General features: G+C 61.5%; 15 protein-coding genes. 8 read left to right on the top strand and 7 right to left on the bottom strand.

The window, feature by feature from the left end; all coding sequences use genetic code 11:
• Nucleotides 1–120: 120 nt before the first annotated feature.
• A complete protein-coding gene (locus AC19YS_RS10480; RefSeq protein ID WP_003210675.1) occupies nucleotides 121–495 on the bottom strand; it encodes a YajD family HNH nuclease in 375 nt (124 codons plus the stop codon).
• A gap of 151 nt (nucleotides 496–646) precedes the next feature.
• Between AC19YS_RS10480 and AC19YS_RS10475 the strand changes: the two genes are divergently transcribed.
• A complete protein-coding gene (locus tag AC19YS_RS10475; RefSeq protein ID WP_500601645.1) occupies nucleotides 647–1,567 on the top strand; it encodes a ParB/Srx family N-terminal domain-containing protein in 921 nt (306 codons plus the stop codon).
• A gap of 38 nt (nucleotides 1,568–1,605) precedes the next feature.
• On the opposite strand, the gene AC19YS_RS10470 is transcribed toward AC19YS_RS10475, so the two are convergent.
• Nucleotides 1,606–2,292 (bottom strand): spermidine synthase, encoded by a 687-nt coding sequence (locus AC19YS_RS10470; protein ID WP_046035159.1) that lies wholly within the window; start codon nucleotides 2,290–2,292, stop codon nucleotides 1,606–1,608.
• A 78-nt stretch (nucleotides 2,293–2,370) separates the two neighbouring features.
• Here AC19YS_RS10470 and AC19YS_RS10465 point away from each other — a divergent pair, with 78 nt between their 5' ends.
• Nucleotides 2,371–2,655 (top strand): hypothetical protein, encoded by a 285-nt coding sequence (locus tag AC19YS_RS10465; protein ID WP_106576962.1) that lies wholly within the window; start codon nucleotides 2,371–2,373, stop codon nucleotides 2,653–2,655.
• On the opposite strand, the gene AC19YS_RS10460 is transcribed toward AC19YS_RS10465, so the two are convergent.
• Nucleotides 2,652–3,125, bottom strand: coding sequence for a cyclic nucleotide-binding domain-containing protein (locus AC19YS_RS10460; RefSeq protein ID WP_448199070.1), 474 nt, complete (start codon nucleotides 3,123–3,125; stop codon nucleotides 2,652–2,654). The two genes, AC19YS_RS10465 and AC19YS_RS10460, sit on opposite strands and share 4 nt — an antisense overlap.
• 70 nt (nucleotides 3,126–3,195) lie before the next feature.
• Nucleotides 3,196–5,250 carry a S9 family peptidase gene (locus AC19YS_RS10455; RefSeq protein WP_500601643.1) on the bottom strand — a complete coding sequence of 685 codons (2,055 nt, stop codon included), beginning with the start codon at nucleotides 5,248–5,250 and terminating at the stop codon, nucleotides 3,196–3,198.
• 21 nt (nucleotides 5,251–5,271) lie between these two features.
• On the opposite strand from AC19YS_RS10455, the gene AC19YS_RS10450 reads away from it, so the two are divergent.
• The 3 genes from AC19YS_RS10450 to AC19YS_RS10440 are packed head-to-tail and all read left to right on the top strand — an operon-like array spanning nucleotide 5,272 to nucleotide 7,169.
• Entirely contained in the window at nucleotides 5,272–5,808 is a 537-nt protein-coding gene (locus tag AC19YS_RS10450) for an MFS transporter (RefSeq protein ID WP_500601641.1), read from the top strand.
• Nucleotides 5,809–5,838: 30 nt separating this feature from the next.
• The gene (locus AC19YS_RS10445) at nucleotides 5,839–6,615 is read left to right on the top strand and encodes a class II glutamine amidotransferase (protein WP_106576958.1); all 777 of its coding nucleotides are present in this window, start codon (nucleotides 5,839–5,841) and stop codon (nucleotides 6,613–6,615) included.
• A gap of 11 nt (nucleotides 6,616–6,626) precedes the next feature.
• Entirely contained in the window at nucleotides 6,627–7,169 is a 543-nt protein-coding gene (locus tag AC19YS_RS10440; RefSeq protein WP_106576957.1) for a DUF2937 family protein, read from the top strand.
• A 125-nt stretch (nucleotides 7,170–7,294) separates the two neighbouring features.
• Here AC19YS_RS10440 and AC19YS_RS10435 read toward each other — a convergent pair whose 3' ends face one another.
• Nucleotides 7,295–8,209 carry a LysR family transcriptional regulator gene (locus AC19YS_RS10435; protein ID WP_119739157.1) on the bottom strand — a complete coding sequence of 305 codons (915 nt, stop codon included), beginning with the start codon at nucleotides 8,207–8,209 and terminating at the stop codon, nucleotides 7,295–7,297.
• 188 nt (nucleotides 8,210–8,397) lie between these two features.
• On the opposite strand from AC19YS_RS10435, the gene AC19YS_RS10430 reads away from it, so the two are divergent.
• The 3 genes from AC19YS_RS10430 to AC19YS_RS10420 are packed head-to-tail and all read left to right on the top strand — an operon-like array spanning nucleotide 8,398 to nucleotide 10,750.
• Nucleotides 8,398–9,138, top strand: a complete 741-nt coding sequence (locus tag AC19YS_RS10430) for a 5-oxoprolinase subunit PxpA (protein WP_500601639.1) — start codon at nucleotides 8,398–8,400, stop codon at nucleotides 9,136–9,138.
• The gene (pxpB, locus tag AC19YS_RS10425; RefSeq protein ID WP_500601637.1) at nucleotides 9,135–9,839 is read left to right on the top strand and encodes a 5-oxoprolinase subunit PxpB; all 705 of its coding nucleotides are present in this window, start codon (nucleotides 9,135–9,137) and stop codon (nucleotides 9,837–9,839) included. The genes AC19YS_RS10430 and pxpB overlap by 4 nt, the downstream gene beginning before the upstream one ends.
• Nucleotides 9,836–10,750, top strand: a complete 915-nt coding sequence (locus AC19YS_RS10420) for a 5-oxoprolinase subunit C family protein (protein ID WP_500601636.1) — start codon at nucleotides 9,836–9,838, stop codon at nucleotides 10,748–10,750. The genes pxpB and AC19YS_RS10420 overlap by 4 nt, the downstream gene beginning before the upstream one ends.
• A 121-nt stretch (nucleotides 10,751–10,871) precedes the next feature.
• Here the strand turns inward: AC19YS_RS10420 and AC19YS_RS10415 are convergent, their stop codons facing one another.
• Nucleotides 10,872–12,050, bottom strand: coding sequence for a vWA domain-containing protein (locus AC19YS_RS10415; RefSeq protein ID WP_169368492.1), 1,179 nt, complete (start codon nucleotides 12,048–12,050; stop codon nucleotides 10,872–10,874).
• Nucleotides 12,050–12,895, bottom strand: coding sequence for an AAA family ATPase (locus AC19YS_RS10410; protein ID WP_003210690.1), 846 nt, complete (start codon nucleotides 12,893–12,895; stop codon nucleotides 12,050–12,052). The genes AC19YS_RS10415 and AC19YS_RS10410 overlap by 1 nt, the downstream gene beginning before the upstream one ends.
• Nucleotides 12,896–12,956: the final 61 nt, after the last annotated feature.

Raw genomic sequence — 12,956 nt, 5'->3', positions numbered from 1 at the left:
TTACAGCTGCCGCCTTCGCGAGCAAGCCCGCTCCCCCATTCGACCGCATTTCAAAGCATGTACGCGGACAAATGTGGGAGCGGGCTTACCGCGAAGAGGCCATGACAGGCAGCGACGATTTCAGTCGTCTTTCTTCATCAACCCAGCCAACGCCGCAAACGGGTTGTGCGTGGCCTTGGCAATCGTCGGGCTGCTGGTGGAGCCTTCGCCGAAGTACTGCTGGTCGGTGTAGCGTGAGTGTTCGTTGTCGTGGCAATACAGGCACAGCAACTCCCAGTTGGAACCGTCCTGGGGGTTGTCATCATGGTTGTGGTTGCGATGGTGCACGGTCAGTTCGCTCAAGCGCTTGCCGGCAAATTCACGCGCGCAGCGGCCACACACGTGCGGGTACATCTTCAAGGCTTTGTCGCGATAGCCCATTTCCCGGTCGCGCTGGGCATCGGCGAGGATGCGGTCCAGCTTGGCGGTGTGGGAGGGCGGGTTGGTCGAGCTCATCATGGCTCCTGGCTATTTGGGGGTTCACGGATAAGGTTGATTCTAGCCGCTTGCGGGGTAAATGACTGCTGGCTTTTTCAGCTGCGGTACAGCCTGCCGGCGGCAATCGTTTGTAGTATCGGCTCACTTCATTCTCAAGGATCTGAAACCAATGCGTTTATACACATGGACCGCAGCACTGCTACTCAGCGTCCTGGCGGCCCAAGCCCAGGCATTCTCCACGCCCAAGCCTGGCCAGATCATCGAGGTGGCCCTTGAACAATTGCACCCGACCCAGGCCGTCGTGGGCTTTGACCAGATTTACTACAGCCTGGGCCTGTTTGCCGACACGCCGGCCAAGGTCTTCGACGAATACTGCGAAACCAACGGCCAGGGCGAGGCCGACAAGGTGCCCAAAAAGGCCGACCTGCACCAACCCGCCAGCTTCAGTTGCAAAGACCCGGTGGGCACGCATCCCGATGACATGAAAACCGTCGTGGTCGGCCCTGGTGGCCAGTTGTACCTGACCGACGGTCACCATAGCTTCACTACCTTGTGGGAAGTCACCGGCGGCGGCCCGCAGCTGCACATGTGGGTGAAGGTGACCGATGATTTCAGCAACAGCCCGGACATGGCCACCTTCTGGCAGCGTATGGAAGCGGCGCGCAAGGTCTGGCTCAAAGGCGATCACGGCCAGCCGCTGTCACCGCAGCAATTGCCGGCGCACCTGGGCTTCAAGAACCTGCAGGACGACACCTTTCGCAGCCTGGTGTATTTCACCCGCAAGGCCGCCTACGGCAAGCCGGACGATGGCGCCGTCGCGCCGGAATTCCTGGAGTTTTACTGGGGCAATTGGCTGCGCACGCAGATCGACCTGGGTGCTTTCAACCTGAACAAGAAAGGCGGTTACAAGGACGCGATTGAAGCCGTCGCCCAGCGCATGGTCAGCCTTTCGCCCGGTTCACAGGTGGGTGACAGCGGTTTCACCGCCCACCAGTTGGGCGGCATGGCCCAGTTGGATCAAGCCGAGCTGAAGAAGACCGTCGAGAAAAAAGTGCCGTATGTGATCGATTACCGCAAATCCCGAAGCTGACTCAGGACAAAAGATGTGTGGCGTTTTGGGGATGTTGCTCAGCCCTTGAGTTTTTCGGCGATCCAGATGGTGTGCCGGGTGCCCTTGTTGCCGTGGGCGAACACCTGCACTTCCTCGGCCTTGAACCCGGCCTTGCGCAGTTTGTCGCTGAACAACTTATCGGCACTGGCCGACCACACGGCCAATACGCCCTTGGGGCGCAGGGCTTTGGCGCAGGCAGCCAGGCCACCGGCCGAGTAGAGCCAGCTGTTGGCCTTTTGCGTAAGGCCTTCGGGGCCGTTGTCGACATCCAGCATGATCGCGTCAAAGCCTTGAGGCTCGGCTTGCAACACCTTGGCCACGTCTTCCAGGCGGATCACGGTGCGTGGGTCGAGCAGCGGGCGGCCGGACTTTTCACCCAGGGGCCCACGGTTCCATTCCACGACGCCGGGCACCAATTCGGCGACCACCACTTCGGCCGTCTTGCCCAGATGTTTGAGCGCTGAGGCCAGGGTAAAGCCCATGCCCAGCCCGCCGATCAACACCCGCGAACCCGGGCGCCCGGCGACTTTGCGGCAGGGAATTTCCGCCAGCGCGTCTTCGGAGCCGTGCATGCGCGTGTTCATCAGTTGGCCGCCGTCACCGCCCTGGATCTTGATGACAAAATCCTCGCCGTATTCGAACAGGCACAAGGCACCGCCGTTATCGGGGATTGGAGTGGTGTCGAGCAGAACGAAACGTTTCATTGAAATCTCATTGGGAAGGGCATTCTTGCGCGGTTGGGAGTAGCCTTACGACATTCCGGTCAGGCCATGGAGCCATCGATGAAGTGCAGCATTCTAACGGTCATTGTGCTTGGCGCGCTCACATTGGGTGCGGCCCAGGCTCAGGAGGTGCAAACCGTTCCGGTCGCACCCGCGCCAACGCCCGGTGCGCCGGGTACACCGACACCGACGTTGTACCCGCAAGTCACCCCGCCTGTGGCGCCCAAAGCCACCGCCAACGGTTCACCCGCGCTGGTGCCGATTGTGTTGCCAACGCCGCCCAAGGACCAGAGCGTGCCTGGCCTGCTGCAAAATGACAGCAAGCCGAAGACGCCCGGCGGTTAAAACGGTTGCGAGAGCAATTGCCCGTCGGCCATGCGCAGGCGTTTGGACAAGGCGATCGCAATCGCGCGGATGATCTTGGCTGCGACCCTGGGCGCTTCGTTGAGCATTTTTTCCAGCGAGTCCTTGCCCAGGTTCAGCAGCACGCAGTCACTTGCCGCCAGGCAACTGGCAGAGCGCCGCTCGCCATCGAGTACCGCCATTTCGCCAAACGCCCGCCCACTGCGCAGGGTGGCGATGGTCAGGCGCTGGCCTTCATGGTTGGTTTTCTGCACGGCCACCTGGCCGCTGTGGATGATGCACATGAACGTGCCGGCATCGCCCTCGACGAAGATCACTTCGCCCTGGGCAATGCTGCTGATGTTGAAGTAGCCGGCGGCGACGTGAAAATCTTCCGGCAGCAAAGGGTCGAACAGGCCGCAGTCCATGAGCATGTCGCGGATTTCATTGTTCAATAAAGTTGGTTGAGGCATAGCTGCAATCTTGGTCCATCAATCAAGTAGGCGGTCTGTGTGTTCAGACAGGACCGCCGGCCTAAGTTCCTTAAATCAACCCCAGCGCCTTGAACACAAATGCATATTCGAGCGCTACATCACGTAATCCCTGATAACGCCCGCTCATGCCACCATGGCCGGCGCCCAGTTCAGTCTTGAGCAACAGCAGGTTGTCGTCTGTCTTGGTGTCGCGCAGCTTGGCCACCCACTTGGCCGCTTCCCAGTACTGCACGCGGCTGTCGTTGTAGCCGGCGATCACCAGCAGGGCCGGGTACGCCTGGGCGCTGACGTTCTCGTACGGCGCGTAGGCCTTGATGCGTTCGTACACCTCTGGCTCTTCAGGGTTGCCCCACTCGTCGTATTCGGTGATGGTCAGTGGCAGCTCGGGGTCGAGCATGGTGTTGAGCACATCCACGAACGGCACTTCGGCAATCGCCGCCTGGAACAGCTCCGGGCGTTGATTGAGTACCGCGCCGATCAACAGGCCGCCGGCACTGCCGCCGCTGATGGCCAGTTGTTTGGAGGTGGTCAGGCCCTCGGCGATCAGGTGCTCGGCGCAGGCGATAAAGTCGCTGAAGGTGTTCTGCTTGTGTGCCTGCTTGCCGTTGCGGTACCAGGCTTCACCCAATTCGCCGCCGCCGCGTACATGCGCGATGGCAAACGCCACGCCACGGTCGAGCAGGCTCAGGCGTGCGTGCGAGAACCAGGGGTCGAGGCTGTGGCCGTAGGCGCCGTAGCCGTAGAGGTACAGCGGCACCGGTTTGCCCAACTGGTCGCGTTTGACAACCAGGCTGATCGGCACCTGGGTGCCATCGGCAGACGTGGCCCACAGGCGTTGACTGACGTAGTCGTCGGCGTTGAACTCGCCGAGTACCGGCGTTTCCTTGAGCACGGTTTGCGCGCCGGTCGCCAATTCCAGCTGGCGCACCTGGGCCGGACGGTTCAGCGCTTCATAGCGCAGACGGATCTTGTCGCTCGGGAATTCCAGGCTGTTTTGTACATAAAGGCTATAAGCGGCGTCGGGCAGTTCGACGCGATAGGCCGGTACGTCCTCAGGGTGCACTTCGATCACTGGCAGGCCGCCGATGCGCAGGCTCAAGGTCATCGCGCTGGCATTGAGGCTCACGCCGTCGAGCATCACTTCGTCGCTGTGCGGGATCAGGTTTTGCCATTGATCTTCGGTGGGCACGCTGCCGGTGTCGGCGGCGACGAACAGCGCGTAGTTGATGCCGTCGCGGTTGCTGCGGATAAACCAGGTCCACTCGCCATTGCGCTGGCCATGGTCGACATCGTATTCGTGGTCTTCGACCCGTGGCGCCAGGCAAGTGAAGTCGAGGTGCGGCTGGTTGGCGTCCAGCGCCCAGATTTCACTGGTGGTCTTGCTGCCGAGCGCCAGCAGCAACTGGCGCTCGGAACTGGAGCGGTAGCAGTGCAGGAAGAAACGTCCGTCAGGCTCGTGGAACACTTCCTGCGCTGCCGTGCCATCCAGGCGGTAGCGATACAGTTTGTGTGGGCGATGGGTGTCGTCCAGCTCGCCGAAGAACAGGGTCAGGCTGTCATTGGCCCAGGTCATGCTGCCGTCGCAGTCCTGAAACTCCAGTTCGCTGACTTTGCCGTTAGCCAGTTCCTTCACGTACAGGGTGTAGATCTCTTCACCGCTGGTGTCCAGGCTGTAGGCCAGGCGCTGGTGGTCGGGGCTGATGCTGAACGCGCCCAGCGAGAAAAAGCCGCCGTTGGCGAGTACGTTGGGGTCGAGCAGCAGTTCTTCGCTGCTGTCGTCCACTGTGTTGCTGTCATCTGCCGGGCGGCGGCAGCGGTAATGGCGGGCGTATTCGTCACCGGCGGTGGTGCGCGTGTAGTACAGGTACGGACCCCACGGCGAGGGCAGGGACAGGTCGGTTTCGAGAATGCGGCCCTTGATCTCGTCGAACAGGGTTTCGCGCAGCGCCTGCTGATCGGCGAGTTGCGCTTCCTGCCAGGCATTTTCGGCTTTGAGGTAATCGAGGACTTCAGCCGTGTCACGCTCTTGCAGCCAGGCGTACGGGTCCTGGCCTTCGGCCTTGCGGGCAATCGGGGCGGCAGTGATGTGGGTCGATGAAGGCATGGATCACTCTCTGTCTGGCGGATGGTGGCAGGCATTGCAGCCGAGACACGCAAAAGCCGTTATCATAGCCGCCTGTTTGCCTACCTTGCCATGGACACCATGACCGAGAACGACTATCTGACCGCTTGGGGCCTTTACGCCTTCGCCGCTTTGGGCTGCCTGTTGGTGTGGTGGCGCATGACCCGCTGGATCTGGCGCTGGCTGCGCGAGCCGTTGCAGTTGCTGATGGCGGTGCTGCTGTTCAGCCCGACCATCGTCGATCCGGTCAAGACCCAGTTCGCGCCGGCGGTAGCGATCACGGCCCTGGACCTGGTGCTGCATGTCGGCAATAACGCCTGGCGGGCCATTTCCGATCTGTTCATGTACACGATGATCGCGTTTGGCGTGTATATCGTGTTTGTGCTGATCCGCTGGCCCATCGAGCGCGCCGCCAACGCCCGGCGTGAGCGCAAGGCCGCTGTCGACGCCGCCCTGGCTGCCGAGACGGTTGACGAAGACGACGAGCCGTTCCGTCGCCCGGCGCCTGCCAGCGGAATGCGCGTCGAACCGCGCCTTTGACGTCGTCCGCCCTGCAGCGAGAGCCCTGGCATGTGTGAATTATTGGGCATGAGTGCCAACGTCCCCACCGACATCGTGTTCAGCTTTACCGGGCTTATGCAGCGGGGCGGGCGTACCGGCCCCCACCGCGATGGTTGGGGCATCGCGTTCTACGAAGGCCGTGGCCTGCGCCTGTTTCAGGACCCGGCCGCCAGCAGCGAGTCGGAAGTCGCGCTGCTGGTGCAGCGTTATCCGATCAAAAGTGAAGTGGTGATTGGCCATATCCGCCAGGCCAACGTGGGCAAGGTGAGCCTGGCCAATACCCACCCGTTCGTGCGCGAGCTGTGGGGCCGCAACTGGTGTTTTGCCCATAACGGCCAGCTGGCGGACTTCAACCCGCGCGCCACGTTCTACCGGCCGGTGGGCGATACCGACAGCGAAGCAGCGTTCTGCGACTTGCTCAACCGTGTGCGCGAAGCCTTCCCCGAGCCGGTAGAGATCGAACAAGTGCTGCCGGACCTGATCGCCGCCTGCGCCGAATACCGCAGCAAAGGCGTGTTCAACTGCCTGCTCAGCGACGGTGACTGGCTGTTTTGCTACTGCTCGACCAAGCTGGCGCAGATTACCCGGCGCGCACCGTTCGGCCCGGCGCGCTTGAAAGATGTCGACGTGATCGTCGATTTTCAAGCCGAAACCACGCCCAATGACGTGGTCACCGTGATCGCCACCGAGCCGTTGACCGACAACGAAAACTGGACCCGCTACGAACCGGGCCAATGGAGCCTGTGGCGACGCGGTGAATGCGTCAGCCAGGGCATTACCGAGTAAGGATATCGACCATGCTGCTCAGTTATTTGCGGTTGGTGCTGTTTGCCATTGGCTTGTTGGTCGGCGTGCAGGTGCCGGGTTTCATCAACGACTACGCCAAGCGCGTCGAGGCCCACCTGATCGAGGCTCAGACCGGCCTCAGCGGGTTTGAAACCACTGCACGGCAGTTCTTCAACGGTGATTTGCAGGCGTTGGTGGCGCATTACCGCGCCAGTGATGATCCGGTGTTCCAGAGCGACGCCAACAGCCTGGGCACCTTGCTGGATCGCCAGGTGGCGTTGGACAAGCAATTCCAGGCCATGCAAGGCCCGTGGTACATCCGCGCCCTGCAGGTGGCGGTGGCCGCGGACCCGGCGATTCGCCTGGAAACGTGGAACGGCTACAGCTATCAGATCCTGCTGACGCCGGAAGCGATGGGCTGGGGCCTGGGCGGGGCGATGCTGTTGTCGTTCGGCATTGAATGCCTGTTCCGCTTGATCGACTGGGTGGTGTTGGGCGGCAAGCGCCTGCGTCAGAGCCGGCCGATTGAAGAGCGTGACCTGAAGGGCCTCTAAAAACCGCTGAAAATCTAAATGTGGGAGTGGGCTTGCCCGCGAATGCGGTGGATCAGTCGCCTAATAGGTTGGCTGACACTGCGCATTCGCGAGCAAGCCCGCTCCCACATTTGGCCCCGGTTTTTTCAGTGGCTTAGCACCATGTGCGCTTTGCCGACCTCTTCGGCATAGCGGGCCACCACCTTCTGGCACAGCCCGACAATCTCCTCCACCAACTCCACACCTACCCGCCACGACACCACCACCTGCAAATTCGGCAGCTTCTGCGCCATGGGCAGCATCACCAACTCCCCGCGCGCCAGCTCTTCGCTGACCAGCACGGGTGGCAGGGCGCCGATGCCGAAGCCATCGCGCAGCAGGCGGGTAATCGCCGACACCGAATTCACACAGTTCATGCGCGGCGCGGCGACGCCGTTGGCCTGCATCAGGCTCAGCACGTCTTGGTGCGGGTGGGAGTTTTTCGAGTAGGTGATGATGCGCTCCTGGGCCAGTTCGGCGAGGGAGGCATAGTCGCGGTTGTAGAGCGAGTGGCTGGCGACGATCCAGGCCATCGGGTGGCTGGCCAGTTCCAGGCTGCGCACGGTTTCCAGGCGCAGCAGGTCGGTTTGCAGGATCAGGTCGAGGAAGCCTTTTTGCAGCTGATCGCTGAGGTTCAGTGCGGTATCGGCGACCAACTCGATTTCCACCAACGGGAAGTGGTCCATCAATTCGGCCACCAAGGGGCTGAGCCAGGTGTGAATCACCGTGTCCATCGCGCCGATGCGAATCCGCCCGACCTTGCTGCTGGTGGTCTCCAGTGACTGCTTCAAACCCTGCATGGTCACCATCATCTGCTCGGCGTAATCGAGCACCTTCAAGCCTTCCGGGGTCAGGCTCACGCCGCGTGAGTCGCGTAGAAACAGCTTCACACCCAACTCGCTCTCGAGCACGGCAATGCGGCTGGAAATCGAGGCCTGGGTGGTGAACAACTTCTCGGCGGTCAGGCGAAAGCTCTTGAGCTTGGCCACCCAGACGAAGGTTTCGAGGAACTTCAAATTCATGGGATCAACTTTTCTTATGCATGGATCGGTTTTTATTAGTTGGACGCCGCACCGGGCAAACGCCAAAAATCGAGCTATTGCACGATAAGCGTCGTTGGGGTGTGAGGACAAGTTGCCAGTTCTGTACGAAAAATCCCACACTACAAAAAATACAACGCCTGAAAAAAACGCCTGGAGGAGCACCCACCGTGAGCCGTCTGCTATTGAATTGCGACATCGGCGAAAGCTTTGGCAACTGGACCATGGGTCTGGACGCCGAGGTCATGCCGTTCATTGATTGCGCCAACGTGGCCTGCGGCTTTCATGCCGGTGATCCGAGCATCATGCGCAAGACCGTCAGCCTGGCCTTCAAGCACGGCGTGCAAGTGGGGGCGCACCCGGCGTACCAGGACCTGCAAGGCTTCGGTCGCCGCTCCATGGCCTACACACCGCAGGAAATCCAGGACCTGCTGCACTACCAGATCGGCGCCCTCGACGGCATCTGCCGTGCGCAAGGCGGGCGGGTCAGCTACGTCAAACCCCATGGCGCGATGTACAACGACATGATGGCCAACCCTGCGCAATTGCGCGCAGTGATCCAGGCCGTGGCCGCTTATGGCGACCTGCCGCTGATGCTACTGGCCACCCGCGACAACAGCGCGGCCCAGGCCTTGGGCGATGAGTACGGGGTGACCTTGTGGTTCGAGGCCTTTGCCGACCGCGCTTACGACCCCAAGGGGCATCTGGTCTCGCGCCAGTTGCCGGGCGCGGTGCACCATGATGCCGAAACCATCGTGCAGCAGGCGCTGACGATTTCCCGTGGCGACGCCCTGACCGCCAGCGATGGCAGCGCCCTGGTGTTGCAGGCCAACACCTTGTGTGTGCATGGCGACAACGCCAGTTCGGTGGCCGCCGTGAAACGTATCCGCGAGGCGCTGAAGACAGCATGAAGCCACGCATTGAAGTGGTGGCGATCGACTGCCTGATGGTGCGTCTGTTTGATGTCATTGCCGAAGCCAACATGCCGTGGATGCTCGCCGCCACTCAACGCCTGCGCGAGGAGTTTGGCGCGGCGTTGGTGGACCTGGTGCCGTCCTACACCACGTTGATGGTGCATTACGACCTCACCGCCTTAACCCCGGCCCGGGCGCGCGTGTTGATAGGCCAGGCGCTGACCGACTTGCAACCCCAGGCCCAGGGCAGTGGCCAGTGTCACGTGTTGCCGGTGTGGTACGACCTGAGTGTCGGCCCGGAACTGAGCTTGCTCAGCCAGCGCAGCGGTCTGTCGGTTGAGGACGTGATCCGCCGCCACAGCGCCCATGAATACCAGGTGTTCGCCCTCGGGTTTGCCCCCGGTTTTGCCTTTATGGGGTTGGTGGACGAAATCCTGGCAACGCCGCGCCTCAATACCCCGCGAAAGCGCGTGGCGGCCGGCAGCGTCGGCATTGCCGAGCGGCAAACCGCCGCGTACCCGGTGGTTTCGCCCGGTGGCTGGAACCTGATCGGCCGCACCCCGGCCAAGCTGTTCGACCGTGAACGCGACGGTTACAGCCTGATGCAGCCCGGCGATACGGTGCGTTTCGAGGCGGTCGGTCACGCCGAATTTATCAACCTGGGTGGCGATGACACGCCGTTGGAGGCGCAGGCATGAGCCGCTTGTTGATTGAGGCCAGCACGCCGCTGTGCCTGTTGCAGGATGCCGGTCGCTTTGGCGTTCGGCACCTGGGCGTGACCCAGGGCGGCGCGCTGGACTGGGTGTCGATGTCCTGGGCCAACTGGCTGCTGGGCAATGCGCTGGATGCGTCGGTGGTCGAAATCACCTTGGGCGGGTTCACCGTGCAGGCCGAGGAGTATTGCTTGCTGGCATTGGCCGGCGCGGATCTGGGCGCGTACATCGATGAGCGTGCGATCAGCCCGGGACGCAGTTTTATCCTGCAAAAGGGTCAGCGTTTGCGCTTTACCCAGCCGTTCAATGGCGCGCGGGCCTACCTCGCGGCGCCGGGCGGCTTTGATGCGCCGCAGGTGTTGGGCAGTTGCGCCACGGTGGTGCGTGAAGCGTTGGGCGGCGTGGATGGTTTCGGCACGCCGCTGGCCGAAGGCGCACGGCTGGCTTACTCCGGGGTGGGCGGCGCGATGAAGGTGCTAAGCGCGCCGGACTTGCCCGCCAAGGCGCCATTGGAGGTGATAGTCGGCGCACAAATCGGCCAATTCAGCGGCCAGAGTTTGTTCGATGCCTTTAACAACGATTGGGCACTGGACAGCCGCGCCGACCGCATGGGCATGCGCCTGCTGGGCACGCCGTTGCAGTATCAGGGGCCGTCGTTGATCTCCGAAGGGATTCCGCTGGGAGCGATCCAAGTGCCGCCGGATGGGCAGCCGATTGTGTTGCTCAATGATCGGCAAACCATTGGTGGCTACCCGCGTTTAGGCGCGTTGACGCCTTTGGCGCTGGCGCGGCTGGCCCAGTGTTTGCCGGGGGAGAAGGTGCGCTTGGCGCCGGTGGTGCAGGAGACGGCGCATCGGCAGCATGTGGACTTTTTGCAGCGCTTCAGCGAAGGCTAAAAATGTAGGAGGGGGCTTGCCCCCGATAGCGGCCTTTGAGTGCCCGTTGCATTGGCTGACACTCTGCCATCGGCGGCAAGCCCCCTCCCACATGGGATGTGCGTTGCGTGGGAGGTTTGAATTACTTGGAGAGAAAGCGCATCCCTTCTTCCAGGCCCCGCAGCGTCAGCGGATACATCTGATCTTCCACCAGCTCGCGCACAATTCCCGTCGACGCTGTATACCCCCACGTGTCTTTCGGGTACGGGTTAATCCAGATCAGCTTCTTGTACTTGGCCATGAAACGCTGCATCCACACGTACCCAGGCTCCTCATTCCAGTGCTCGACGCTGCCGCCGGCCTGAGTGATTTCATACGGCGCCATCGACGCATCGCCGATAAAGATCACTTTGTAATCGGCGCCGTATTTATGCAGCAAGTCCTGGGTGGAGGTGCGTTCGGAGGTGCGGCGGTGGTTGTTCTTCCACACCGACTCGTACACGAAATTATGGAAGTAGAAATACTCCAGGTGCTTGAACTCGGTCTTGCACGCAGAGAACAGCTCTTCGCAGATCTTCACGTGGGCGTCCATTGAGCCGCCGATGTCGAACAGCAACAGCAGTTTGATGGTGTTGCGCCGCTCCGGACGCATCTGGATATTCAGCAGCCCGGCATCGCGGGCGGTGTGGTCGATGGTGCCATCGATGTCCAGCTCTTCGGCCGCACCCTGGCGCGCGAACTTGCGCAGGCGGCGCAGGGCAATCTTGATGTTGCGCGTGCCCAGTTCCACCTGATCGTCGAGGTTCTTGTACTCGCGCTGGTCCCAAACCTTTACCGCCTTGCCCTGGCGCTTGCCGGCGTCACCCACACGGATGCCTTCCGGGTTGTAGCCGCCGGAGCCGAACGGGCTGGTGCCGCCGGTGCCGATCCACTTGTTGCCGCCGGCATGGCGCTCTTTCTGTTCTTCCAGGCGTTTCTTGAATTCTTCGATGAGCTTGTCCAGGCCACCGAGGGACTGGATCTGCGCACGCTCTTCATCGCTCAACGAGCGTTCGAACTCCTTGCGCAGCCACTCTTCGGGGATCAGCGCCTGCAGGTGGTCGTCGAGCTTTTCCAGGCCGTTGAAATAGGCACCGAACGCGCGGTCGAACTTGTCGAAATGCCGCTCGTCCTTGACCAGAATCGCGCGGGCCAGGTAGTAAAACTCGTCCATGTCGGCGAACACCACACGCTGTTTCAGCGCGTTGATCAGGTCGAGCAGCTCGCGCACCGACACCGGCACCTTGGCGGCACGCATCTCATTGAACAGGTTGAGCAACATTATCGATTACCGCGACGGCTCATGAAGGCCAGACGTTCCAGCAACTGCACGTCTTGCTCGTTTTTCACCAGGGCGCCGGCCAACGGCGGAATGGCTTTGGTGGGGTCGCGTTCGCGCAGCACGGCTTCGCCGATGTTGTCGGCCATCAGCAGCTTGAGCCAGTCGACCAGTTCGGAGGTGGAGGGCTTTTTCTTCAGGCCTGGCACCTTGCGCACGTCGAAGAACACGTCCAGCGCTTCGCTGACCAGGTCTTTCTTGATGTCGGGGTAGTGCACATCGACGATCTTTTGCAGGGTGGTGCGGTCAGGGAAGGCGATGTAATGGAAGAAGCAGCGGCGCAGAAACGCGTCCGGCAGCTCTTTCTCGTTGTTGGAGGTAATGATGATGATCGGGCGTTTCTTGGCCTTGATGGTCTCGTCGATTTCGTAGACGTAAAACTCCATCTTGTCGAGTTCTTGCAGCAAGTCGTTGGGAAACTCGATGTCGGCCTTGTCGATTTCATCGATCAGCAGAATCACGCGCTCCTCGGACTCGAAGGCTTCCCAGAGCTTGCCCTTCTTCAGGTAGTTGCGCACATCGTGGACCTTGTCCACGCCCAGTTGCGAGTCGCGCAGGCGGCTGACCGCGTCGTACTCGTAGAGGCCCTGATGTGCCTTGGTGGTGGATTTGATGTGCCAGGTGATCAGCTTGGCGCCGAAGGATTCGGCCAGTTGCTCGGCAAGCATGGTCTTGCCGGTGCCGGGCTCGCCCTTGACCAGCAGCGGCCGTTCCAGGGTGATGGCGGCGTTGACGGCCAGTTTCAGGTCATCGGTAGCCACATAGGCCTGGGTGCCTTCGAACTTCATCGGTCATTCCTCGAATTCATCAATGCCCGGACTATACCGCGCAGCCCCGGCGACTGTGAAC

This window comes from Pseudomonas sp. MF08831 (genome assembly GCF_059862645.1).
This window is presented reverse-complemented; position numbering and strand designations above follow the sequence as displayed.